Source organism: Methyloceanibacter stevinii (assembly GCF_001723355.1).
In the GTDB taxonomy this organism is placed as follows: Bacteria; Pseudomonadota; Alphaproteobacteria; order Rhizobiales; family Methyloligellaceae; genus Methyloceanibacter; species Methyloceanibacter stevinii.
On sequence record NZ_LPWE01000012.1, the window covers coordinates 14,102 to 38,311 of the forward strand.

The window sequence follows — 24,210 nt, forward strand, 5'->3', positions numbered from 1 at the left end:
AACGACGGGCACGGCTAGTCCTGGGACTTCACGTAGCTGCCGGGCGCATCCTCGATCGGCGGGAACGGCCCGCTCGAGGGGTCGCGCGCCGGCACCTTTTCGCCCGAGAGGTCCTGAAGCCAAACCGCCCAGTCCGGCCACCAGGAGCCGGGGATCTCGGTAGCGCTCTCGACCCACTGCTCGAACGTCTCGCGCGGTGCGCCCGTCCAATATTGGTACTTCTTCTTGGCCGGAGGATTCACGACTCCGGCGATATGGCCGGACCCCGCCATCACATGGCGGACGTCGCCGCCATAGAGCCTGCTGCCCCGATAGACCGACGAAGCGGGCGCGATGTGGTCCTCCCGCGTGAAAAGCTCGTAGATCGGGATCTTGATCTTGGAGAGATCGAGCTTCACGCCGCCGAGCTCCATCTCTCCCTTGCCGAGGCGGTTCTCGTGGTAGAACTCGCGCAGATAGAACACGTGGTTCGCCGCCGGCATCCGCGTGGAATCGGCGTTCCAGAACAACAGATCGAAGGGGAAGGGCTTCTTGCCCAGAAGGTAGTTGTTCACGACATAGGGCCAGATCAGGTCCTTCGGCCGCAGCATGTTGAACACCGCCGCCATGCGCGACCCATCGAGATAGCCGCGCTCGGCCATCATCTCTTCCATCGACTTCAACTGCGCGTCGTCGATGAACATCAGGAGGTCGCCGGCCTCGGTGAAATCGACCTGCGCCGTGAGGAAGGTCGCTGCTGCGATCCTGTCGTCTCCCTTCGCCGCGCAATAAGCCAGTGCCGAAGCGAGCAGGGTGCCCCCGACGCAATAGCCCATGAGGTTCACATGATGAACCCCCAGCTGCCGGTTCACGATCTCGACGGCCTTGAGAATGCCGTCGCGCATATAGTCTTCGAACGTCTTCTGCGCGAGCGTCGAGTCGGGGTTCACCCAGGAGATCATGAAGACCGTGAAGCCCTGATCCACCGCATACTTGACCAGTGACTTCTCCGGCTTGAGATCGAGAATGTAGTACTTGTTGATCCACGGTGGCGCGATGATCAGCGGCGTCTTCGAGACTTCTTCCGTGGTCGGCTCATATTGAATCAGCTGGATCAGCTCATTCTGGAAAATGACCTTGCCCGGCGTGATTGCCAAATCCCGTCCGACCTCGAAGGCCGACAGGTCGGTCTGGCTGACGCGCAGAAGGTCTTTGGACTGACCGATGTCCTCGGCCAGGAGCGCCATGCCCTGAACGAGATTCTCCGCATTGGTCGCCAGCGTCGTTCGGACCACCTCGGGATTGGTGAAAGGGTTGTTGGAGGGCGACATCGCCGACAGGACTTGTCCCAGATAGAACATGGCTTTGCGCCGGGTCTTGTCATCGACGCCTTCCGTGTTCTTGGTGACGTCCTCGGCCCAACGCGACGTGATCAGGTAAGCCTGTTTCCAAAAATCGAAGTACTGATTCTCCGACCAGCCCGGGTCGTTGAAACGGTTGTCGCCGGGGTCGGGCTCGGCCACCGGCTCCACCTCCTCACCCAGAAACTTGCGGACGGAGCGTCCCCAAAGATTTGCGTAGCTGTTGAAGAGTTCGCTCTGGGCGGCGGCCAACTTGCTGGGATTCGAAACCATGGCTTGCGCCACCGAGCCGAAGGTCTTGGCGGCTTCGCCGACCTCGGAGGCCACGCTGTAGGGGCTTTTGCCGCTCGACGCATTACGCTCGGCCAGGGAGGAGGCGACCTTCGCACCCTGATCGAACAGGCGCACCATGTTCCGCGCGAACTCGTCGAAGTTCATCGTGTCCTGCGCTTCGCCTTCGATCTTGTCGCCGCCCGTGGGACCCCCTGCACCTGCTTTTCCATCCCGGCCGTCGTCACGCATTGGAATGCCTCGATCTCTCTCCCCAGGACCACATTTCCGCCGCCTTGTCGGAGCGTGGTTGCGCCAGCTTCCGCCGAACTCGTCATTGTGCTATGCAATATAGCGATTTGGCGGCTGGGTTCGCCAGGGGAAACTCCACTAGAGCAAAAACGTAGTGTTTTTTTTACAGTCAGCTTACCGGCTGGCGGCAGTCCTGTCCGTCATCCTTTTGTCTGGATGTGCGAGCAGCCTGCCGGATCAGGGCCCTCTGCAGCGTTTCAGCGACGCGATCCGCGGCTATGACGACACGCTGACGAAGTCGGAGCGTGAAGCGGCGATCTCGGATCTCAAGCAGGAGAAGGACCGGCAAGACGCTCAGGTCAAACAGGTGAAGAGCACCCCGAAAACGAACTAAAATCAAAGCAAACCGACCGAAGGTCTTAAGTCCGAGATGCTTGCCGGGCGGGGCCTTTTCGTGGTTCAACTTCAGACTCCCAATTTCAGAAAGATCGGGTGGGGATAACCGTCCGTGCAGAACGAATTTCATAGGATCAAGCGGCTGCCGCCGTATGTCTTTGAGCAGGTGAACAAGCTCAAGGCGGAAGCGCGCGCCCGCGGCGACGACATCATCGACTTCGGGATGGGCAATCCCGACATGCCGACACCGCCGCATATCATCGACAAGCTGGTGGAAACGGTCCGCGACCCCAAGGCCACCCGCTATTCGGCGTCGAAGGGCATCCAGGGCCTGCGCAAGGCGCAAGCCGCTTACTACGACCGTCGCTTCGGCGTGAAGCTCAACCCCGATACCCAGGTCGTCGCGACGCTCGGTTCGAAAGAAGGCTTCGCCAACATGGCCCAGGCGATCACCGCCCCGGGCGATGTGATCCTGGTCCCGAACCCCACCTATCCGATCCATGAGTTCGGCTTCATCATGTCCGGCGGCGTGATCCGGCATCTGCCGGCCAGCACCGATTCCCAGTTCATGGTCTCGCTCGACAAGGCCATGCGCCACAGCGTGCCGAAGCCGTCGGTTCTGGTGCTCAATTATCCGGCCAACCCGACCGCGGTCGTCGCGAACCGCGACTTCTATGCGGAGGTCGTCGCCTACGCCAAGAAGCACGACCTGATCGTGCTATCCGATCTCGCCTATGCGGAAATCTATTTCGAGGGCGAGCCGCCGGGTTCGTTCCTCGAGATCCCCGGCGCCATGGATATCGCGGTCGAGTTCACATCCGTATCCAAGACCTATTCCATGCCGGGCTGGCGCATCGGCTTTGCCGTCGGCAACGAACGTCTCATCCAGGCTCTGACCCGGGTGAAGTCTTATCTCGACTATGGCGCCTTCACCCCGATCCAGGTGGCGGCAGCGGCTGCGCTGAACGGCCCGCAAGATTGCGTCGACGAGATCCGGGGCGTGTACAAGCGCCGGCGCGATACGCTCGTCGATGCCATCACCCGCGCGGGCTGGCCCATTCCGTCTCCGCCGGCGACGATGTTCGCGTGGGCGCCGATTCCGGACATGTTCGCTCATATCGGTTCGCTCGAATTCTCGAAGCTCCTCCTTGAGAGAGCCTCCGTCGCCGTGGCGCCGGGCGTTGGCTTCGGCGAGTACGGCGAGGGCTATGTGCGCATCGCGCTCGTGGAGAACGAGCAGCGCATCCGCCAGGCTGCGCGGAATATCCGCAAGTTCCTCACCGAGTCGGCCAACGAGCTGCACAACGTCATTCCTCTGGCCTCCAAGGCCCAGCGGACGCTATAGCTCCTTCCATGGCAGACCCCTTGAAGCTTGGACTGGCCGGAATCGGCACTGTCGGCACTGGCCTCGTGCAGTTGATCGCCGCGCGCGCGGACACGCTTGCCGCCAGGACCGGCCGGCCCATCGAGATCGTCGCCGTCTCGGCGCGGAACAGGCGCAAGAAGCGCGGCGCCGATGTGTCGAAGATGCGCTTCGTCTCCGATCCGGTGGCGCTGGCCAACGACCCCGAGATCGACGTCTTTGTCGAGCTCATCGGCGGTGAAGAGGGCGCAGCGAAAGAGGCCGTCGAGGCCGCGCTGCAGGCAGGCAAGCATGTGGTCACCGCGAACAAGGCGCTTCTGGCACACCATGGACCGGCGCTCGCCGCGCTAGCGGAGAAGAACGGTGTCGCCCTGAACTTCGAGGGTGCCGTGGCCGGCGGCATACCGGTGGTCAAGGCCATGCGCGAGGGCCTCCAGGGCAACGACATCACCCGCGTGTTCGGCATCCTCAACGGCACCTGCAACTACATCCTGACCAAGATGGAACGGGAAGGCCGTGACTTCGCCGATGTCCTCAAAGAGGCGCAGGAACAGGGTTACGCGGAAGCGGATCCCACCTTTGATGTCGGCGGTTTCGACACCGCGCATAAACTCTCACTGCTCACGAGCCTCGCCTTCGGCACGAGACCCGGTTCGACGGCCGTCTATGTCGAGGGCATCGAAACGATCACGCCGACCGACATCGAGGCGGCAACCGATCTCGGCTATCGCATCAAGTTGCTGGGCGTCGCGCTCAGGACCGACAGCGGCATCGAACAACGCGTGCATCCGACCATGGTGCCCAAGGATACGGCCATCGCGAATGTGGACGGCGTCTCCAACTGCGTGGCCATCGATGGCGACTTCATCGGCGACGTGATGCTGATCGGCCCCGGCGCGGGCGGGGGCCCGACGGCGTCCGCGGTGATGAGCGACATCATCGATATCGCCCGCGGCATCGTTCTGCGGCCCTTCGGCGTCAAGGCCACGAACCTCAAGGCCTACAAGAAGGCGGCCATGCGCACGCATGAGGGCGGCTATTACATTCGCCTCTCGGTCTACGACCGGACCGGGGCCTTCGCCGCCATCGCCCAGCGCATGGCGATGCAGAACATTTCGCTCGAGAGTATCGTCCAGCGCCGTCCGAGCGACGAGCGTCCCGGCCAAGGCAAGACGCCCCGCAAAAAGGGGGCGCCGCAGGCTAGTATCGTCATGGTGACCCATGAGACCACGGAGGCCGCCGTGCGAAAGGCGCTCGCAGCCATCCAAAAGGATGGACATGTCGACTCCAAGCCACAAATGATCCGTATCGAAAAGCTTTGACGGCCACCGCGCCGGCGGAAGATCGCGCGCGTTGAAACGAGGGAGGTTTTGACGTGTCACAGGCAGTTGAGAAGGCAGAACTCGACCGCGCCCTGGCGCTGGATATCGTTCGGGTGACCGAAGCGACCGCGGTGGCGGCGGCTCAATGGCTCGGGCGCGGGGACGAAGCCTCCGCGGACGAGGCGGCAGCGGCGGCGATGCATCGCGAGATCGCCCGCTTGCCCTTCGATGGCATCGTCGTCGTCGGCGAGGGCGAAGAGGGCGATTGCCCCTTCTTCTACATGGGCGAGAGGATCGGCCAGGGCTCACCCTCAGGCACGACCGTGGATGTGGCCGTCGATCCTATCGAGGGCTCGACATTGTGCGCCAAGGCGCTCCCGAATGCCATGTCGGTGCTGGCCGTGGCCGAGCGCGGCAGTCTGCTCAAGGTGCCGCCCATCTACATGGAGAAGGTCGCCATCGGGCCTGGTTACCCCGAGGGGACCATCAGCGTTGCCGCGACCCCCTCGGAGAACCTCGGCGCGCTAGCCGAAGCAAAAGGCGTCGGCGTACAGGATCTGACCGTGTGCGTGCTCGACAGGCCGCGCCACGGTGACCTCATCGAAGAGATCCGCTCGGCCGGCGCCGCACTGCGCCTAATTGGCGACGGCGACATCGCGGGCGTGATCCACGTCACCGATCCCGTGCAGACCGGTATCGACATGTATCTCGGCATTGGCGGCGCGGCGGAAGGCGTGCTGGCGGCCGCAGCTCTGACCTGCCTCGGGGGCCAGATGGAAGGGCGCCTCGTGGCGCTCAACAAGGAGCATCGCGCCTGGGCCAAGCTGGCCGGCATCACGAACCTGTCCAAGACCTATGCGCTGAAGGATATGGTCATGGGCGATCTCAGCTTCGCCGCGACGGGCATCACCGATGGATCGATGATGGCGGGCGTCCACCATGCGCGGAACGCGATCATCACGGAGAGCGTGGTCATGCGCGCCTCCACGCGCACCAGGCGCTGGATCAAGACCGAACACGCCGACCCGAACAAATTCGCCTGATCCGGGGGGCGGGTGCGAATCGGCTACTCTCCAGACCCAAAGCAAATCCAAGCTCATATCTTGCAGAGCCGACCGTGACCGCAGCCTTGAAACGCCAGGACGATAACACCGCGAACCCGCCCACACCGGCCATGCTGGGCGTGGAACGGTCGGCGCGGAGCCAGCGCTGGGTGGAACGTCTCGAACCGGCCCGCGCGCATACCGCGACGGCCATTGCCCAGGCGCACGGTCTGCCCGACCTGCTCGGGCGGGTGCTCGCGGCGCGCGGCGCCGACGTCCAAACCACCGAACGTTTTCTCGATCCGTCCCTCAAGACACTGATGCCGGACCCCGCCAGCCTCCAGGACATGACGAAGGCTGCGGAGCGCATGGCCGACGCGATCACCCGTGGCGAAACCATCGGCATCTTCGGCGACTACGATGTGGACGGGGCCTCCTGTGTGGCGCTGATCGAGCGTTTCTTAAGGGCGCACGGACAGAGCTGCCTGACCTACATCCCGGATCGCCTCACCGAAGGCTATGGCCCGTCGCCCGAGGCTCTTCGCGGGCTGGTCGAGGAGGGTGCTCGGCTGATCCTCACCGTGGACTGCGGCACCGCCGGGGACGCGGCCATCGTTGCCGCCAACGAGGCTGGCGCCGAGGTGATCGTGCTGGACCATCACCAGGCCGGCGAGGCTCTGCCGGACGCCTTCGCCGTCGTGAACCCGAACCGTCAGGACGACCTATCCGGCCAGGGGCATCTGGCGGCCGCGGGTGTCGTGTTCCTGTTTCTGGTCGCAACGATGGGCGCTCTGCGTCGCCTGGGTGCCTACGACACACGCCCGGCACCGGACCTGCTCGGACTGCTGGACCTGGTTGCGCTGGCCACGGTCTGCGATGTGGTGCCCTTCAAGGACGCCAACCGCGCCTTCATCGCCAAGGGGCTCCAGGTTCTGCGGCTCCGGCACAATACAGGCCTGCGGGCGCTGGCCGACGAGGCCCGGCTCACCGAAGCGCCTTCCACCTACAGCCTTGGCTTTGTCCTCGGTCCACGGATCAATGCCGGGGGACGCGTGGGCGCGTCGGGCCTAGGCGCGCGCCTTCTCGCAACGGAAGACGAAAGCGAAGCCGGCACGATCGCGGCACGGCTCGAGAGCCTGAACGCCCAGCGCAAGGCGATCGAGCAGGGCATGCTCGAAGGAGCCGTCTCCATGGCGCAGCAGGCCCTGGACGAAGGCCCGGACGCACCGCTCCTGTTTCTCGGCGATGCCGATTGGCACAAAGGGCTCGTCGGTCTCGTGGCAGGCCGCCTCACGGAACGCTTCATGCGTCCGTCTTTCGTGATGACCCTCGACGGCAACGGCATCGCCACCGGCTCCGCCCGCTCGATCCCCTCGGTCGATCTAGGTGCAGTCGTGCGCGACGCAGTGGAGGAGGGGCTCTTCCTCAAAGGCGGCGGGCACGCGATGGCTGCTGGCTTTACCCTAGATTGGGCCAAGCGAGAGAAGGCGACCGCGTTCCTCGCCGCGCGTCTCTCGGAGTCTGTCGCGCAGTCATCGGCGACCCGCACCCTCGGCCTCGACGGCGCCCTCTCGGCCAGCGCCGTCACCCCGGAACTCATCGATCTTCTCGAGCGCGCCGGTCCCTACGGTCCGGGTCATCCCCGGCCGCGCTTCGTGTTTCCCGCGCATCGGATGACGTGGCTGCGCGGCTTGAACGGCGGTCATGTCCGCTGCACGCTGCAAGCTGCGGATGGAGGGCGTATCGATGCGGTCGCATTCCGGGTCGAAGGCTCGCCGCTGGGCGACATCCTCATGGGCGCTGAAGGCCAACAACTCCACGTAGCGGGCCACCTGCGCCGGTCGGTCTGGCAGGGGCGGGAACGCATCGAGTTGATGATCGAAGATGCCGCAGAAAAGCAAGATTCTGCCCGCTAGGGGCTTGCCCAGAGTGGGTGCGGCGTCTTAAACAGCGGACTTGCGAGACGCCGCGAAGCTATCTATATCAGCGGGCTCGTGACCGGCCTGCTCCCTTCGTCTATCGGTTAGGACGCCAGGTTTTCAACCTGGAAAGAGGGGTTCGACTCCCCTAGGGAGTGCCACACCCGCACACCCCGCGCGGGCCGGTCTTCAGCCTCTCTCCGCTACCATTTGCCCGTATTCGGCATGGACGCCCAGGGCTCCTGCTCGGGCAGGCGCTTGCCCTTCTGCAAGAGCTCGATCGAGATGTTGTCGGGCGAGCGGATGAAGGCCATCCAGCCGTCGCGCGGCGGACGGTTGATCGTCACGCCCGCCTTCATGAGCCGGTCGCAGGTCTCGTAGATGTTGTCGACCTCGTAGGCGAGGTGACCGAAATTGCGTCCCTCGCCGTAGGCTTCCGGATCCCAGTTATAGGTGAGCTCGAGTTCGGTTTCTTCGTCGCCCGGCGCGGCGAGATAGATGAGCGTGAAGCGGCCTTGCTCGCTTTCCATGCGCCGGGTCTCTTTGAGCCCCAGCTTGTTGCAGTAGAAGTCGAGCGACTTGTCGACATCCGCGACGCGAACCATGGTGTGAAGATACTTCATCGGTAACGTCCTCCCGAGGGTTCCAACGGTGGTTGGACTGACTTTGGGCCCGACCCTAAAGCGCCGAACGGCATGATGGCAAGATGACGAATCTTCCTTCAAACACGGGCTGAATGAAATTTTTATTTCAAATGTTGCCGCACGCCCACAGCTCTCGCTCCAATGTGACGGAACGCCAAATTTACTCGACGCCAGAGAAGTTTGAGTGCGCTTCATCGAGATTTGGCGTCTTGAGCACCTGCGAACCTCACGATGTGCGAAGGCCGACGGTTTCTCTTGCCGATCAGATGCTTGCGAACGCACCCGTCTCGTGATGACACGTTCGCACCCGCACTGTGGAGAAGCTCGCATCGGAAGCAAAAATAATCTGGTCGTTGAAACAGCCGATGCTATCCTCTGAGACACGCACTATTTGATTCGTATATCGCGGCATCGAGTCGATACTTAGTACAGCGGGGGAATGCGGCATGGCGGCGAAAGCATCGCCACTTCAGGAGGAACTTATCCATCGTACCGAAGAGGCCGCCATCGACGACGCCACCGTCGATGTCTTCGAGGTCTCCGGTTCCATCAAATGGTTCGATGCGTCGAAGGGCTACGGCTTCATCGTCCCCGACGACGACCTTCCCGATGTTCTGCTGCATGTCACCTGCCTGCGCCGCGACGGTCATCAGACCGCTTATGAGGGCGCGCGGGTCGTCTGCGAAGTCCTCCGCCGTCCAAAAGGCTTGCAAGCTTCCCGCATCCTCGAGATGGATGATACGACCGCCGTCCACCCGTCCCAATTGCCGCAGCGCACGCACGTCGTGGTTGTTCCCGAAAGCGACTGGGAACGGGTTATGGTCAAGTGGTTCAATCGTATCCGCGGCTTCGGCTTCCTGACCCGGGGGCCCTCGACGCTGGACATTTTCGTGCACATGGAGACCCTGCGGCGGTGCGGCTTTACAGAACTTCGTCCGGGACAGTCACTCCTCGTTCGCTTCGGGAGGGGTCCCAAGGGTCTGATGGCGGCCGAGATCAAACCGGACGGCGCCAACGGTCTGGCCTCCCACTGATCCCCAATCCAGTTCAGCTTCGCGCGTTATCGGCGTGGCTCGCCGCCGTGCTCGTCCTTGCGGCTTTGCCTCCGGCAACCGCCGAAGAAGACACCGCGCCGCTGGTGCTGAAGACGGACAGCGGCGATCACACCTATAGCGTCGAGGTCGCCGACAGCCCTGGCGAGAAGGCGCGCGGGCTCATGTTCCGCCGCTCGCTCCCGCAGGACCACGGCATGATCTTCCTCTACGATCCGCCGCAGGCCGCGAGCATGTGGATGCAGAACACGTACATCCCGCTCGACATGATCTTCATCACCGAGCAGGGAACGGTCCTGCGGATCGAGGCCAATACCGAACCCTTCTCGAAGACTGTCATCGACTCGGGTGGCATCGCGGAAGCTGTCCTGGAACTCAACGCCGGGGAGGCGGCCCGGATCGGCCTCAAGCCAGGCGACCAGGTGGTCTTCCCGGGGCTCGGCTCCGAACCGGCCCGGGAGCTGGAAAAGTCCGGCACCTGGTGAGAGGGTCTTAACGTCGCGGGGCTAGCCTCCCGCATCGGTTCTCAGTATGAATGAGCCTTCTGAACGTTCGTTGTATTCAGAGGTCTTGTTGTTCTAAAGGCTCTTGCCTGCGCCGGATTTGGCTGTCATGTCCGTGCCGCGTGGTCATATCGGGGCATAGCGCAGTCTGGTAGCGCACTGCTTTGGGAGCAGGGGGTCGCAAGTTCGAATCTTGCTGCCCCGACCACTTGCTGGTCTGATGAATTGGATCTGAGTCCGCTCGAGGGGAACACTTGATGACGGCCCGAATTTACAAACCCGCTCAGAACGTCATGCAGCAGGGCACGGCTGCGACTAAGGACTGGGTCTTGGAATATCTGCCGGACCAGCCGCGGCTCATCGAGCCCCTGATGGGCTGGACGAGTTCGTCGGACACCAAGCGCCAGATCAGACTGAGCTTCGCCACCAAGGACGAAGCGATCGCCTACGCCAAGGAAAACGGCATCGCCTACCGGCTGGAAGAGCCGCCGGCCACGAAGATCCGGCCGAAATCCTATGCCGAGAACTTCAAGTACGGCCGCCCGGACAGCTGGACCCACTGAATCGCAGGCGAGTCGCGCTATACTCCGCGCCTGTGTGGTCCCGTAGCTCAACCGGATAGAGCACCTGCCTTCTAAGCAGGGGGTTGCAGGTTCGAGTCCTGCCGGGATCGCCAGCCCTTTAAAGCCACCCTTCAAAATTGCTTGCGGCTACTTCTCAACGGAGTCGCGGAAGCGGTACCAGCGCTCGATGAAGGGCACGGCAAGCTGCGCCACGTCGCGCATGGGGAAGGCGGGGAAGGTGAGATCGTCGAACGCCGTCGCGCCGTCCGGATCGTCCGTCATCTGCAATGCGATCTTGTGCCCGAAATAGGTCGCCCGCGAAACGCCGGTGCCGCAATACCCGGCCGCGAAATGAATGCCCTCCCGGCTGCGGCCGAGATGGGGGAGCTCGTCGTAGGTATAGCCGATCGTGCCGTCCCACACATGGGACACGCCCACGTGGCCGAGGTCCGGGAACACGCTGAGCAAATCCTCCGCCAGGTGACGATAGGCCTTGAGGCCGCCGAAGCGCGCGGCGCGTCCGCCCCAGACCAGCCGGTCCTGATCGGGCGCCGCCCGGAAATAGTAGAACACCCGGTTGGTGTTGCCGTAGACGCGGCCTCCCGGCAGGAGTTGCTCGATCATTCCCGGCTGAAGCTGCTCCGTCGCGATCAGACCGGACCGAATACTGACGATACGCCGACGCAAGTGCCCGAACAGGGTGTCTGTGTAGCCGTTGGTGGCCACGAGGACCTGCCGGCAATCGATCAGCCCGACTTCCGTCGACACGCGGTAGCCCGCGCTCTCGCGGTTGATGGCCTTGGCCCCCGCTAGGCCCACAACGGCCCCACCGCGCTCCGCTACGCGCGCCATGAGCCCTGCGTGATACAGCCCTGGATGCAACGATGCGTCCTGAGGCAACACCGATCCGCCGTGGAAGAGGTCGGTGCGTATTTCAGCATGCTGCTCAGACCGCGGCACCATGAAACTCTCGACGCCCGCGACCCGCTTCAGGTCCTCCATGTCGCGTGCCATCGCTTCGTAGTGAGCGGGCCGCATGGCGCCACGGAACCGCCCGCAACGACGGAAGTGGCAATCGATGTTCTCACGCGCGATCAGGTCCTCGATATAGTCGAGCATGCGCGTCCCCTCGCGGAGCAGTGCGACCGCTTTGGCCTCACCCCGGAGCGAAACGAGCGTTTTCACGCGGAATTTTTGATTGCCGCTTCCGATCTGCCCGCCATTGCGCGTGCTCGCCCCGAAGCCCGGCACGCCCTTGTCGAGGACAACGACGCTGCGGCCCTTGTCGAGCAGGGTCAGCGCCGCCGACAGGCCCGTGAAGCCTGAACCGATGATCACCACGTCGGCCTTCATGGGCAGGGTGGGGCGCTCGGTCTTCTGACGCGGCGCGGCGGCCCACCAATAGGGCTCATGGATAGGCGGCGTCCCGGTATCGAGACGCCCGGCCGCAAGGTCGGCAAGAGTGAGAGTGTTCGCTGTTGTTTCCGTCATTGTTCCGCGGGCAACCCTGTTGGACATGCGGGGCCGATCCCTACGCCCCAATCTTTACCCATATGAATATATTTTGCATGCAATGCAAGTGCGCGACGGACTATGCCCGCGCGACCTGTCTAACTTGCGCCCTCCCGCGACAACGAGGCCGTCGTTCGGTCGAAGCGGCCGGCTCGGATCGGCTGCCGGCTATTCGTCGTAGACGATGACGGCGATGAACTTCACATAGTCGGCCAACATACGTTCGGGCCCGTGCACGACGTTTCCCGCAAACGTCAGCGTGTCGCCTGGCTCCAGAAGATAGATCTTGTCGCCGAAGCGGTATTCCAGTTTGCCCTCCAGCATGAAGATGAACTCCGTGCCCGGATGCGAGAAACGCGGCCATGCCTCGCTCTGCTTGTTCATCTCCACGAGAAACGGTTCGAAGGTCTTTCGCGGCCCCCGGTTGTAGGACAGGAGCGCGTAACGATAGCCGTACTGGGTTCCGACCCTGACGACTTCCATCTGTTCGTCGGTCTTGAGCAGCTGCGCCTCGCCGGTCTTCTGATCCACTTCTTGGAACAGATTGGCCATGCCGATGCCGAGCGCCGAGCAAATCCGTTCGAGAGAATCGAGGCTGGCCGACGCCATGCCGTTCTCGATACGGCTCAACATTGCGCTGGAGATGCCGCAACCCTGGCCCAACGATGCAAGTGTGATGTTCGCCGCCACGCGCTGCTGCCGGATGACCTCCCCGATGCGTGTCTCCAACGGCGCGGTCGCTGTATCAGTTCGCCCGGCAGAAGCGTCACGAGTTATCGCGCGCGTCTTCCTGGCGGATTTTTTGACAGGTGATTTCTTTATGGACGAGCCAGTGGCCGTACTCGCCGATTTGGCTTTGGTCGTTTTCTTTGCGGCTGCCTTGCGCCGTGTCGTTGCGGCCATGTCTTCCGATCCGAAGAGGTCACCCATGCGATACGCTTATAGGTGGCAGACTAGCACGCTTTCGCCCTGACACATCGATTACGGCGCACGCAGTCTGACCGATTTCCGTCGATTTGCATATGATGCAAAAGTACTACATTTGCTGCAATGCAAGTATTTTGCATGTCGTGCAATTTATGGCACTCTTTGCGCATCGGCCCCGGTAGAGGGTCATGTTCCTGGGGAGGAATGCAAAGATGTCATCAATCGACTGTGCGGAGGCGGCAGATGCCAAATCCGATGAAACTGGCGGACTCCAACGCGCCATCGACTGGAAAGGCGCTTTTTGGATTGCAAGCGGGGTCCCCGCACTTGTTCTCATTTCGATCGGGGGAATTGGCGCGACAGCGGGAAAGCTCGCCTTTCTCGTTTGGACCATCTCCGTCCTGATCGGCTTTTCACAATCCTACAGCTACGCCGAGATTGCCGGCTTGTTTAAGAACAAATCGGGAGGCGCTGCGGTCTATGGAGCCGCCGCTTGGCTGCGTTACAGCAAGCTGATCGCGCCGCTTTCGGTTTGGTGTAACTGGTACGCCTGGACGCCGGTGTTGTCGCTCGGCTGTGCCGTGGCCGCCGGCTACATTCTGAATGCGATCGCGCCGATTCCCGTCTTTACCGCGGAATCGCCACAGGTCGCCGCGTGGTTGGCCGATGCTGTGAATGCTGCAGCCATTACCGGTCAGTCGGCGGATCAAGCCACCGCGACGGCCATTGCCGCGCTCACGGAGGCGGGGACGCCGGCATTGCGCACGATGACGCTCGCGAGCTTCTCGTTCTTAGGGCTGGCGCAGATCGAAATCGGGCCAACGTTCTTTATCGGCGCGATTCTGATGCTCGCAGCTTTTGCGATCCAGCACCGCGGTATTCTCGGGACAGCCCGCGTGCAAATGTGGATCGGGCTCCTGGTCGTGATCCCCATGCTCATCGTGGGCATCGTGCCGTTCCTGAACGGGGGCGTCGATTACGCCAACTACACGCCGCTGACACCGCCAAACGGAGAGTGGAATATCGGCGGCTGGACGCTGTTTCTGGGTGCGCTGTTCATCGCCGGCTGGTCGACCTACGCCTTCGAGACGGCGGTCTGCTACACGCGCGAGTTCAAGAACCCCGCCACCGATACGAAGAAGGCCATCGTCTACGCGGGTCTCCTTTGCGTGGTGATTTACACGCTCGTCGCGGCAACCTTCCAAGGTTATCTCGGCGTCGAAGGCATGACGGAACCGGGCATCGTTGAGGGCACCGGCGTCGCGGCGGCCATGGGCAATATGGTCGGTTCGGGTTCCAAGTTCGTCACGCATCTTCTCGAGATGATGATGATCCTGGCACTCATGCTCGCCATCATGATGGCCATGGCCGGATCGTCGCGGACCCTCTATCAGGGCGGCGTCGACGGCTGGTTGCCGAAGTATCTGTCCCACACCAATGAACACGGCGCACCGACCCGTGCGATGTGGACGGATCTCATCTTCAATCTGGGGCTTCTGACATTCGCGGCCTCCGATGCAACGGCCTACTACCTCATCCTGTCGATCTCCAATGTCGGCTACATGCTCTTCATCTTCCTGAACCTGCAGGCGACCTGGATTCACCGCATCGACAGCCCCAATGCCCCGCGGCCTTACCGGGCACCGAATTGGCTCATCGCCGTCAATGCCGGTCTGGGCTTCTTCAATCTCTTCCTGATGGGTGTGGGGGCGAAGGTGTGGGGTAATCCGAACGCTCTTTGGTACGGCCTGCTGTTCGGGGCGCTCATCATCCCCGTGTTCCTGTACCGGCACTACGTCCAGGACAAGGGACGATTCCCCGACCACATGCTGATCGATCTCGATCTCAAGAGTCAGGATCTCGGTGAGAGGAAGGCTGGGTTCTTGCCCTACCTCGCTCTCCTTGCCGGAGCGCTCATCGTTCTCTTCGGCAACTACTACTTCCAGCTCCCTCCCTCCTAGGAGCTGCTGCCCGCTCGCGCCGGCAGTCGGCGTGAGCGGGCCTTTTTCTTTCGAGGGACATTGCTGAAACGAGATCATCCAGAAGGGTCATGACAATGACGAACAAGATTCTTTGTGCGGTCGATGGATCGGAGCATTCCATGCGCGCCGTCACCAAAGCCGCCGAACTGTCACGCGCGGGCGATACGCAGATCATTCTGATCCTGGTCGATCAGGTGTTCTTCGAACCGCGGATGGCACCAGTCCATGCGCTTGGGGAAGCGAAGGCCGAGAGCATTCTCAAGGCTGCCGACGAGGCGGCGCGCAAGGCAGGGGCCGCCAACGTATCGACGGTCGTGGTCGCAAGCCGCGACGTTGGACGTGCGATTCTGAACTACGCCGAAGAGCATCACATCGATCACATCGTCGTCGGGACCGGCGAGAAGAGTGCAGGGACGCGCCTGGTCCTGGGGTCCGTATCCCACGATCTCATCGCCCGGGCTCACTGCACCGTAACCATCGCGCGTTAGCGCCTGCGCAACGCGGGCTCGACGTCACTGCCAAGAAGAAAGCAGAAATCAGATGAGCAAGAGCAAACGCCTCAACGTGTCCTCCGGCGGCGCGTACGAATCCGTTTTCGGCTATAGCCGCGCCGTGCGGCTGATAGACGATATTCACGTCTCGGGGACCTGTGCCCCCGCCGACCACGAACATAGCGACGCCTATACTCAGGCGAAGGCTGTCCTCGATGTCATCGAGAAGGTTCTCAAGGAGGCTGGTGCATCGACGCAGGATGTTGTCCGTACCGTGGTGTATCTTCGCGATATCGACGATGCCGAGGGAGTCGCCAAAGCTCACCTCGAGCGATTCGACAAGGTGCGCCCGGCGAGCACCCTTATCCAGGTGACGTCGATGCTGCGCCCCTGGCAACGGGTCGAGATCGAAGCGTACGCCAAGGTCTCCTGAGAATTCCTAGCCAAACGTGGGGCTTGGCTTCTCACCGCCTGTTCATTTGCCTGCGGATTCTCACTGCCGTAGTGTTTGCGGCAATCTGCTAGCAGTGGCGGTATGGGAGTCTTGCTTGATGTTCACGAGGAAACCAAGAAAACGCGCGGCCGGGCTTATGTTCTGGCGACAGAATGTCATGAGCGGCAACGAGCGCACCGGGAGGGCGAGGGCGCCCCGGCCGGTCCTGAATGTTTTTACTGGTCTCGTGATGCTGCTGGCGTGCGCCGAAACGGCGTCCGCTGAGACGCCCGTCCTTGCCTGGGAAGCCAAAGGCCTCGCGCAGCCCGAGTCCGTCCTGCACGATCCTGTCACGGATGTGTTGTTCGTGACCAATATCAACGGTCCCGTCATGGCCAAGGACGGCAACGGCTTCATCTCCCGTATCAAGCCGGACGGCACGATCCTCGAACGGGACTGGGCCAAGGGCTTCAACTCGCCCACCGGCATGGGTCTGCATGACCGGACCCTGTACGTGGCCGACGTGGACACGCTGGTGGCGGTCGGTGCCGCTTCGGGAAGCATCAAGAAGAAATACAAGGCCGACGGCGCCATCTTCCTCAACGACGTGGTCGTCGCCGACGACGGGACCGTCTATGTCTCAGACACGCCGATGAACACGATCTGGCGGCTCAAGGACGGGGTGTTCGAGCCCTGGCTGACCGACGACTCGCTTAACGGTCCCAACGGCCTCCTGCTGGAAGACGGCAAGCTGATCAACGCCTCGCTGGGACGGCTCAAGAGCGTGGGCCAGAAGCAGGAAATCGCCGGCCTCTTCGCAATCGACATCGAAGACAAGTCCATCACGCCGCTCGGCAAGCCCATCGGAAACCTCGACGGCATCGACGAACTCAAGGCCGGAACCTACCTCGTCAGCGACTGGGCCGATGGCGCACTCTACAAGGTCGATGTGAAAGGCAAGACGGCCAAGGCCGATCAGCTGCTCGACCTCAACCAGGGCAGCGCCGATCTCATCTTTTTGGCGGATAAGCAGCTCATTCTCATTCCGATGATGTTGGACAACACTTTGGCTGCCTATAAGCTCGGCGGCGCAAAGCCCAACTAGGCCTCACGGACCCAAGAGCCAGACGACACCAATCGGAACGCAACACCGACCAGATGAGCCGGAGCAGGGGAGCGTGAGCCAATCCCGCCCGGTTATCCAAGCAACAACGAGAACAACCGCTTGATCCTCGCCCTCGCGCAGTTGCCGATGCCCTTCACGTTCGCGGTCTTCATTGCCGCGGCGATCGGCGTCTGGCTGGCAGGCACGCGCCTGGCCATCTATGCCGACGCCATTGCCGCCCGCAAACGGATCGGCCAGGCCTTCATGGGCCTCATCTTCGTCGCGGCCGCCACGTCGCTCCCCGAACTAGTGACGACGCTGTACGGCGCCTATGCCGGCGAGGCTCAACTCGTTCTCGGCAACATGTTCGGCGGTATCACCATGCAGACGGCGATCCTCGCGGTGGTGGATCTGCTGTTCGTCACCTATGCCCTGACGTCGTACCCGAGCGGCCCCACATCGGCCCTCGAGGCGACGCTCCTCATCGCGCTTCTGGCGATGCTCCTTGGACTGCACTCGGTCGGAGAACTGGCGCTGCCGTTCGGCGTCGGCCTGGGGACCGTTCTCCTGGGGCTCGCCTATGTGGGGATCGTGATGATGCTGCGCCACTATGACGGCGTACAATCCTGGATCCCCGTCGAGAGCATCGACGCCGCACTGCCGCACATCGCCCAAGAACAGAACGGCACCGATAGCTTCGAAGGGAAGGGCACCGGCGGGCTGATCGTTGGCTTCGCGCTGATGGGCGCGGCGATCCTCATGTGCGGTCTCGCACTGATCGCCACGTCCGCCGCTATCGCTGAGCAGACCGGGCTCGGGTCGAGCTTCATCGGCATGACGCTGCTCGCGACGGCGACGTCGCTCCCGGAGGTAAGCACCACGATCTCGGCGGTGCGGATCGGCGCCTACAGCATGGCGATCTCGAACATCTTCGGCAGCAATCTGCTGATGGTGGCCATGGTCCTGCCAGCCGACCTCGTCTATCACGCGCGCCGATTCTCGGTGCCATCGACAAGGGAACGGCGTTCGCGATCATTTCGGGTATTCTCGTCACGTCGATCTACCTTGCGGGCCTGATCATCCGATCACGCCGCACCTTCTTGCGGATGGGGATCGACTCGGCCCTGGTGCTGTTGATCTACGCGATCACTTTGGCCGTGTTCTATCACTTCAGCTAGACGATGCTCCGCACGACGCCGCCGTCGACCCTGAGGGAGGCGCCGGTCACCGCGGAGGCCCCTTCGCCGCAGAGAAACACCACGAGATTGGCGACCTCTTCGGACTCAGCGAAACGCCCGATCAGCGACGAGGGACGCATGGTTTTCACGAAGTCGCGTTCGAACGCCTCCTTGTCGACCTGCTGATCCTCGGCCAGCTTCTCGACGAACTCCACCACACCCTCGGAGCGCGTCGGGCCGGGAAGCACGGCATTCGACGTGACGCCGGTGCCTGCGACGCTTTCGGCAATGCCGCGCGAGAGCGCAAGCTGCGCCGTTTTGGAGAGGCCGTAATGCACCATCTCCGCGGGGATCTGAATGCCGGACTCGCTGGAGATGAAGATGATCCGGCCCCATCGCCGCTCGACCATGCCAAGCACGAGCGCGCGGCTGAGGCGGACGCCGCTCATGACATTGACGTCGAAGATTTCCTGCCAGGCCTCGTCGGAGATTTCCGCGAAGGGAACCGGCTCGAAAATGCCGACATTGTTGACGAGGATGTCGACATCGCCGGCCTCGCTTAGGAGCTTGGCAGCACCGGCCGCCGACCCGAGATCGGCGGCGATGCCGATTGCCGACCCGCCGGTCTCTTTCGTGATGGCCTCGGCGGCCTCGCTCACGCGGTCCTTGTTGCGTCCATTGACGATCACCGTGGCGCCTTCCTGCGCAAGGCCCTTGGCGATGGCATAGCCGATGCCCGCGGTCGACCCCGTCACGAGCGCGCGCTTGCCCTCGAGTTTCAAATCCATGATTGCCTCGAACGTGTGTGTCTGTTGCGCCGTCAGGCGGAGGCGAGCCGGGCAAAGCCTGCGTCGAGATCCGCCTTGAGATCTTCGATGTCCTCAAGACCCACATGGAGACGCAGAGCCGGGCCTGCCACCTGCCACTTGGTCGCAGTCCGGTAGGTGGTGGGGTCGAAGGGGAGGATAAGGCTTTCATAGCCGCCCCAGGAATAACCCATGCCGAAGAGCTCGAGTTCGTCGAGCATCGCAGCCAGGGCTTTGTGCGAGGCCGGATGGAGCACGATGGCGAAGAGACCGGACGACCCGATGAAATCCCGTTTCCACAGCGCGTGACCGGGGTGGTCGGGCCGGGCAGGGTGGATCACCTGCGCGACCTCGGGGCGTTGCGCGAGCCAATCGGCCAGCGCGAGAGCAGACTCCTGATGCCGCTGGAGACGCACCTGCATGGTCCGCAACCCGCGCAAGCCCAGATACACATCCTCAGGCCCCGGGCACAGGCCCAGTATGTCGTGCGTCTTGGCTACAGGTGCCGTCGCGGACTCGCTCGTCGTGATCACGCCGAGCATCGCATCGGCGTGGCCGACGATGTACTTCGTGGCGGCGTGTACGACCACGTCGACACCGTGATCGAAGGGCCGGAAGAAGAGAGGCGTCGCCCAGGTGTTGTCCAGGATCACCTCGGCGCCGGCATCATGAGCCGCCGCGGCAATGGCCGGGATGTCCTGCACTTCGAAGGTCTGCGATCCGGGCGACTCGGCGAACACAAGCTTCGTTCGCTCGGTCAGGAGGTCCGTGATGCCGCCGCCAATCACCGGATCGTAGTAGGTCGTGGTGACGCCAAGGCGCTTCAGAACCGTATCGCAGAACCGGCGCGTCGGCCGGTAGACGCTGTCGGACACCAGAATATGGTCGCCGCTCGACACGAAACTCTGAATCGCCGTCGCGATCGCCGACAGCCCCGACGGCGTCAATAGCGTCGCGTGCCCGCCTTCCAGTTCGGCAAGGGCCTCTTGCAGCGCTCGCACGGTGGGCGTGCCCAGCCGGCCGTAGCTGTATTCCTGGTCGTCGGCGAGAAGCGTGTCGAGCGTGGGATACAGAACCGTCGAACCGCGATAGATCGGCGTGTTGACGAATCCGTGGAACCGAGCCGGATCGCGACCCGCATGCGACAACCGCGTTGCATGCTTGCCGGGCTTTTTCGTCTTGCTCATGAAGACCTCTTAGCGCGACGAGGCGAGCCGAACGCCACTTAGCCCGTCTCGATCGGCAGGCGGTCGTCCGCGCCCCATTCGGCCCAGGAGCCGTCATAGACCGACGTCCGCAGATACCCGGCTTCACCGAGCGCCAAGGCCAGGACGCACGCCGTGATTCCCGACCCGCACGTCGTCACCACAGGCTTGTGGTGGTCGAGACCCGCGGAGGCAAAGACCTCCTGCAGTTCGGGCACGGACTTGAAGGTACCGTCGTCGTTCAGCACTTGCTTGTACGGCACGTTGATCGCACCCGGCATGTGGCCGGCCCGCAGACCAAGGCGAGGCTCCGGAGCGGTGCCGGCGAAGCGTTCCGCCGAACGGGCGTCCACGATGTCGGACGACTTGTCGTCGACGGCCTTCTTCACGTCGTCGACGTCGCGCACAAGGTCGAGATTGCGGCGGGCAGTAAAGTGGCGGGGTGTCCGCGGCGTCGGCTCGCCCATCATGAGCGGCCGGCCCTCGGCCTTCCACTTCATGAGGCCGCCATTCAGCACACTGACGTCCTGAGCGCCCATGACCCGGAACATCCACCACGCGCGCGGCGCACTGAATGTGCCCTGGCGGTCGTAAACGACGACGCGCTGACCGTCGCCAATGCCCATCTTGCGCATCCGCGATGAGAACTTCTCGGGCGGCGGCAGCATGTGCCCCGTCTTCGCCTTGTCGTCCGCAATCTCGTCGATGTCGAAAAACACCGCGCCGGGAATGTGCTCGGCGAGGTAGTCCTCGCGCGCGTTCTTGGCCTCCCCGGGCAGATACCAGGTCGCGTCGATGACGACGATATCCGGCGCCTCCAATTCCCGCTCAAGCTCGTCGGTTTCAATCAGCCATGTCTTCGGCGTCATAAAGTTCCGGTCTCCAATTCTCGTCTAAACAAATACGCTCGGTGCCGACGGTCCCGGCTCGGCGAGCCAGGAGGGCACCGGAAGTCCCTTTTCCCGCAGGAAGTCCGGATTGAACAGCCTGCTTTGATACCTTGTGCCGTAATCGCAGAGCACCGTGACGATGGTGTGGCCCGGACCAAGCTCCTTGGCAAGACGAATAGCGCCGGCGACGTTGATGCCGCTGGAGCCGCCGAGGCAGAGGCCTTCTTCGCTCAGAAGACCGAACACCACATCGAGCGCTTCCGCGTCGGGAATCTGGAACGCCTTGTCGATCTTTGCGCCTTCGAGATTGGCCGTGATGCGCCCCTGACCGATCCCTTCGGTGATGGAGCTCCCTTCGGACTTCAACTCCCCGTGCTTGTAGTAATTGTACAGGGCGGCGCCCATCGGATCGGCGATCCCTATCGTGATCTCGGGATTATGCGTCTTCAGGCCCATGGAAACGCCGGCGAGGGTGCCACCGGTGCCGACCGCGCAGATGAACCCGTCGACCTTGCCGTCCGTGTCGCGCCAAATCTCTTCGGCCGTCGTTTCGATATGTCCCTGGCGATTAGCCACGTTGTCGAACTGGTTGGCCCAGATCGCCCCATTGGGCTCGGTCTTGGCGAGCGCCTCGGCGAGGCGGCCGGAGTACTTTACGTAGTTGTTGTCGTTCCGGTACGGGACCGCGGGGACTTCGATGAGCTGGGCGCCCGCCAGCCGCAGCATGTCCTTTTTCTCGTCCGACTGGGTCTCAGGGATAACGATGACCGTCTTTGAGCCCGAGGCATTGCCGACGAGGGTCAGCCCGATACCCGTATTACCGGCCGTCCCTTCGACCACCGTTCCGCCGGGCTTGAGCCGGCCGGCATCCAAGGCGTCGCGAACGATGAAGAGCGCCGCACGGTCCTTGACCGACTGCCCCGGGTTCATGAACTCGGCCTTGCCGAGAATGGTGCAGCCCGTCTCTTCGGACGCGCGTTTGAGCTTGATGAGCGGCGTGTTGCCGATCGCCTCGAGAATGCCGTTGCGGTAGGTCACGGAAGAGCCTTTGGGGGAATTCAGTCTATTCCGCAACCTAATGAGCGCCGGAGCGTGCCGCAAGTCGCGGAAATCCCATGAATCCGGACCCGCCTGGCATCCCGTTCCATGCGATCGCCGCAAGCGAGCATGGACGGACCGCGCGCGGCCCCGCGGCCGGTGGCGGGCCCGCTCGAATACGGCCACTTTGGGGCCTAGCAGCCGGGGAGGGCCTGTGTATATAAAGCCGCGAATGGGACTCGCGCGCGTTCATCCGCCGCAAGTTTTCCTTAAGCGGGCGTGGTGGAATTGGTAGACACGCCAGATTTAGGTTCTGGTGGCTTTGGCCGTGGGGGTTCAAGTCCCTCCGCCCGCACCAACCAACGCGTTGACTCAACAACTTCGTTGGACAGCATGACACAAAAGAGGGCGCTGCCTTGGCGCCGCAGGAATGGTGGATTGACGGTATGAACGTCACGGAGACGAATGCAGAGGGCCTGCGCCGCGAGCTGAAAGTCGTGGTCGGAGCCGACGAACTCGAGGAGAAACTCTCCTCGCGCCTTGAGGAACTGAAGTCCAAGGCGCGTATCAAGGGCTTCCGCCCGGGCCACGTGCCGAAAGAGCATTTGCGCAAGGTCTATGGCCGCTCGGTCATGGCGGAGGTCGTGCAGCAGGCCGTCCAGGAGACGAGCCAGAAGGCGATTTCGGAGCGGGAAGAGCGCCCGGCGTTCCAGCCGCAGGTCAAGCTCCCCGAGGACGAGGCGGAGATCAATCAGATCTTCGACGGTAAGGGCGACCTGGCCTACACGATGACGTTCGAGGTCCTGCCGACGGTCGAGATCATGGATCTCGGCACCATCGAGCTTGAGCGGCCCACCGCGCCGGTGTCCGACAAGGAGATCGACGAGGCCATCGACCGCATCATTGCGACCAACCCGACGTTCACGCCGAAAGACGGCCCGTCGGAGAAGGGCGATCGCGTCACGATCGACTTCGTCGGCAAGCTCGACGGCGAGGCGTTCGAAGGCGGCACCGCGACGGACGCACCGATCACGCTTGGCGCGGGCGGCTTCATCCCCGGCTTCGAAGAAGGCCTGGAAGGCGTTTCGAAGGGCGAAGAGAAGGTCATCGACGCGACTTTCCCAGACGCCTATGGCGAGCCCAAGCTTGCGGGAAAGACCGTGCAGTTCGAAGTGACGGTCAAGGAAGTGGCCGCGCCGCAGGCGCCGACCCTCGACGATGAGTTCGCCAAGAGCCTAGGAGCGGAGTCCGTCGCTCAAATGCGCGAGACCGTGAAGGGCCGCTTGGAATTCGACCGCAACATGGCCTCCCGCCTCAAGGTGAAGCGGGCGCTGCTGGACGCGCTCAACGAGGGGCACAGCTTCGAGCTGCCGCCGACCCTCGTCGAGAACGAGTTCAAGGCCATCTGGGATCAGGTGCTCCACGATCAGGAGCATTCGAAGAAGACTTTCGAGGACGAGGGCACCACCGAGGAGAAGGCCAAGGAAGAGTATCAGACATTGCCGGCGCGGCGCGTCCGGCTCGGTCTCCTGCTATCGGAGATCGGATCGCGCAACGAGATCACGGTCTCGGACGACGAGGTCAACAAGGCCCTCATCGAACGCATCCGTCAGTTCCCCGGCCAGGAGCGGCAGGTCTACGACTTCTACCGCAACACGCCGGAGGCTCTCGCCGAGCTGCGGGCCCCGATTTTCGAAGACAAGGTCGTGGACTACATCCTTGAGCTGGCGAAGGTGAGCGACAAGGACGTGAGCCTCGAGGAGCTCTACAAAGACCTGGACGACGGCCAAGGCCATGATCACGACCACGAGCATGATCACGACCATGACCATGATCACGACCACTAACGCTCGGGGTAGCTGACACCGGCCTTAACGAAGAGGTGTCCGGCCTCTTCCGTTTCGGCCTCCGAGCACATATTTATGGAACTCTCTAGAAGGACGAATCGGGGACCGGCACCAGGTTCGTCCGATAGC

22 protein-coding genes and 4 tRNA genes are annotated in these 24,210 nt (G+C 62.8%); 18 read left to right on the forward strand and 8 right to left on the reverse strand.

Features of this window, described 5'->3' with window-relative positions; genetic code table 11:
* Window positions 1–14: 14 nt before the first annotated feature.
* On the reverse strand, window positions 15–1,862 hold the full coding sequence (locus AUC70_RS09575; RefSeq protein WP_342022014.1) for a PHA/PHB synthase family protein: 1,848 nt from the start codon (window positions 1,860–1,862) through the stop codon (window positions 15–17).
* A gap of 154 nt (window positions 1,863–2,016) precedes the next feature.
* Between AUC70_RS09575 and AUC70_RS09580 the strand changes: the two genes are divergently transcribed.
* The 6 genes from AUC70_RS09580 (at window position 2,017) to AUC70_RS09605 (ending at window position 8,066) form a co-directional block, all read left to right on the forward strand.
* The gene (locus tag AUC70_RS09580; protein WP_069444677.1) at window positions 2,017–2,256 is read left to right on the forward strand and encodes a hypothetical protein; all 240 of its coding nucleotides are present in this window, start codon (window positions 2,017–2,019) and stop codon (window positions 2,254–2,256) included.
* Between the two features lie 114 nt (window positions 2,257–2,370).
* Window positions 2,371–3,603 (forward strand): LL-diaminopimelate aminotransferase, encoded by a 1,233-nt coding sequence (locus AUC70_RS09585; RefSeq protein ID WP_069444678.1) that lies wholly within the window; start codon window positions 2,371–2,373, stop codon window positions 3,601–3,603.
* Between the two features lie 8 nt (window positions 3,604–3,611).
* Complete coding sequence (locus AUC70_RS09590; RefSeq protein ID WP_069444679.1) at window positions 3,612–4,943, forward strand: homoserine dehydrogenase; 1,332 nt, start codon at window positions 3,612–3,614, stop codon at window positions 4,941–4,943.
* A 53-nt stretch (window positions 4,944–4,996) separates the two neighbouring features.
* Window positions 4,997–5,986 (forward strand): class II fructose-bisphosphatase, encoded by a 990-nt coding sequence (gene glpX / locus AUC70_RS09595; protein ID WP_069444680.1) that lies wholly within the window; start codon window positions 4,997–4,999, stop codon window positions 5,984–5,986.
* Between the two features lie 74 nt (window positions 5,987–6,060).
* Window positions 6,061–7,902, forward strand: a complete 1,842-nt coding sequence (gene recJ, locus AUC70_RS09600) for a single-stranded-DNA-specific exonuclease RecJ (protein ID WP_342022015.1) — start codon at window positions 6,061–6,063, stop codon at window positions 7,900–7,902.
* 89 nt (window positions 7,903–7,991) lie between these two features.
* Window positions 7,992–8,066: transfer RNA gene (locus tag AUC70_RS09605), tRNA-Glu, on the forward strand.
* A 42-nt stretch (window positions 8,067–8,108) separates the two neighbouring features.
* Here AUC70_RS09605 and AUC70_RS09610 read toward each other — a convergent pair.
* A complete protein-coding gene (locus AUC70_RS09610; protein WP_069444681.1) occupies window positions 8,109–8,528 on the reverse strand; it encodes a VOC family protein in 420 nt (139 codons plus the stop codon).
* A 467-nt stretch (window positions 8,529–8,995) separates the two neighbouring features.
* Between AUC70_RS09610 and AUC70_RS09615 the strand changes: the two genes are divergently transcribed.
* From AUC70_RS09615 to AUC70_RS09635, 5 genes are all read left to right on the forward strand, one after another.
* Window positions 8,996–9,583 carry a cold-shock protein gene (locus AUC70_RS09615; protein WP_069444682.1) on the forward strand — a complete coding sequence of 196 codons (588 nt, stop codon included), beginning with the start codon at window positions 8,996–8,998 and terminating at the stop codon, window positions 9,581–9,583.
* Window positions 9,584–9,630: 47 nt separating this feature from the next.
* Window positions 9,631–10,086 carry a DUF192 domain-containing protein gene (locus tag AUC70_RS09620; protein ID WP_244505581.1) on the forward strand — a complete coding sequence of 152 codons (456 nt, stop codon included), beginning with the start codon at window positions 9,631–9,633 and terminating at the stop codon, window positions 10,084–10,086.
* 150 nt (window positions 10,087–10,236) lie between these two features.
* Window positions 10,237–10,312: transfer RNA gene (locus tag AUC70_RS09625), tRNA-Pro, on the forward strand.
* 49 nt (window positions 10,313–10,361) lie between these two features.
* The gene (locus tag AUC70_RS09630) at window positions 10,362–10,667 is read left to right on the forward strand and encodes an ETC complex I subunit (RefSeq protein ID WP_069444683.1); all 306 of its coding nucleotides are present in this window, start codon (window positions 10,362–10,364) and stop codon (window positions 10,665–10,667) included.
* 36 nt (window positions 10,668–10,703) lie between these two features.
* A tRNA-Arg gene (locus AUC70_RS09635) sits at window positions 10,704–10,780 on the forward strand.
* Between the two features lie 34 nt (window positions 10,781–10,814).
* On the opposite strand, the gene AUC70_RS09640 is transcribed toward AUC70_RS09635, so the two are convergent.
* Together AUC70_RS09640 and AUC70_RS09645 are read right to left on the reverse strand one after the other, a co-directional pair.
* On the reverse strand, window positions 10,815–12,158 hold the full coding sequence (locus AUC70_RS09640) for an NAD(P)/FAD-dependent oxidoreductase (protein WP_069444684.1): 1,344 nt from the start codon (window positions 12,156–12,158) through the stop codon (window positions 10,815–10,817).
* Window positions 12,159–12,347: 189 nt separating this feature from the next.
* On the reverse strand, window positions 12,348–12,908 hold the full coding sequence (locus AUC70_RS09645; protein WP_069444685.1) for a helix-turn-helix domain-containing protein: 561 nt from the start codon (window positions 12,906–12,908) through the stop codon (window positions 12,348–12,350).
* A gap of 410 nt (window positions 12,909–13,318) precedes the next feature.
* Between AUC70_RS09645 and AUC70_RS09650 the strand changes: the two genes are divergently transcribed.
* From AUC70_RS09650 to AUC70_RS09670, 5 genes are all read left to right on the forward strand, one after another.
* Window positions 13,319–15,067: a trimethylamine N-oxide permease gene (locus AUC70_RS09650; protein ID WP_069445083.1), complete on the forward strand. Its 1,749-nt coding sequence runs from the start codon at window positions 13,319–13,321 to the stop codon at window positions 15,065–15,067.
* A gap of 95 nt (window positions 15,068–15,162) precedes the next feature.
* Window positions 15,163–15,576: a universal stress protein gene (locus tag AUC70_RS09655; protein WP_069444686.1), complete on the forward strand. Its 414-nt coding sequence runs from the start codon at window positions 15,163–15,165 to the stop codon at window positions 15,574–15,576.
* A 52-nt stretch (window positions 15,577–15,628) separates the two neighbouring features.
* Complete coding sequence (locus AUC70_RS09660) at window positions 15,629–16,012, forward strand: Rid family hydrolase (protein ID WP_069444687.1); 384 nt, start codon at window positions 15,629–15,631, stop codon at window positions 16,010–16,012.
* A gap of 178 nt (window positions 16,013–16,190) precedes the next feature.
* On the forward strand, window positions 16,191–17,117 hold the full coding sequence (locus tag AUC70_RS09665) for an SMP-30/gluconolactonase/LRE family protein (RefSeq protein ID WP_141702066.1): 927 nt from the start codon (window positions 16,191–16,193) through the stop codon (window positions 17,115–17,117).
* Between the two features lie 120 nt (window positions 17,118–17,237).
* Window positions 17,238–18,194: a sodium:calcium antiporter gene (locus AUC70_RS09670; RefSeq protein ID WP_083241460.1), complete on the forward strand. Its 957-nt coding sequence runs from the start codon at window positions 17,238–17,240 to the stop codon at window positions 18,192–18,194.
* Between the two features lie 97 nt (window positions 18,195–18,291).
* Here the strand turns inward: AUC70_RS09670 and AUC70_RS09675 are convergent, their stop codons facing one another.
* Genes AUC70_RS09675 through AUC70_RS09690 form a run of 4 tightly spaced genes read right to left on the reverse strand, consistent with a single transcriptional unit; the run spans window position 18,292 to window position 22,234 of the window.
* The gene (locus tag AUC70_RS09675) at window positions 18,292–19,083 is read right to left on the reverse strand and encodes an SDR family NAD(P)-dependent oxidoreductase (protein WP_069444689.1); all 792 of its coding nucleotides are present in this window, start codon (window positions 19,081–19,083) and stop codon (window positions 18,292–18,294) included.
* A 32-nt stretch (window positions 19,084–19,115) separates the two neighbouring features.
* Window positions 19,116–20,288 carry a cystathionine beta-lyase gene (metC, locus tag AUC70_RS09680; RefSeq protein ID WP_069444690.1) on the reverse strand — a complete coding sequence of 391 codons (1,173 nt, stop codon included), beginning with the start codon at window positions 20,286–20,288 and terminating at the stop codon, window positions 19,116–19,118.
* Window positions 20,289–20,326: 38 nt separating this feature from the next.
* Window positions 20,327–21,175, reverse strand: a complete 849-nt coding sequence (gene sseA / locus AUC70_RS09685; RefSeq protein ID WP_069444691.1) for a 3-mercaptopyruvate sulfurtransferase — start codon at window positions 21,173–21,175, stop codon at window positions 20,327–20,329.
* Between the two features lie 24 nt (window positions 21,176–21,199).
* Window positions 21,200–22,234 carry a cysteine synthase A gene (locus AUC70_RS09690; protein WP_069444692.1) on the reverse strand — a complete coding sequence of 345 codons (1,035 nt, stop codon included), beginning with the start codon at window positions 22,232–22,234 and terminating at the stop codon, window positions 21,200–21,202.
* Window positions 22,235–22,507: 273 nt separating this feature from the next.
* Here AUC70_RS09690 and AUC70_RS09695 point away from each other — a divergent pair.
* Window positions 22,508–22,592: transfer RNA gene (locus AUC70_RS09695), tRNA-Leu, on the forward strand.
* A gap of 58 nt (window positions 22,593–22,650) precedes the next feature.
* Window positions 22,651–24,081, forward strand: a complete 1,431-nt coding sequence (tig, locus tag AUC70_RS09700) for a trigger factor (RefSeq protein ID WP_342022016.1) — start codon at window positions 22,651–22,653, stop codon at window positions 24,079–24,081.
* Window positions 24,082–24,210: the final 129 nt, after the last annotated feature.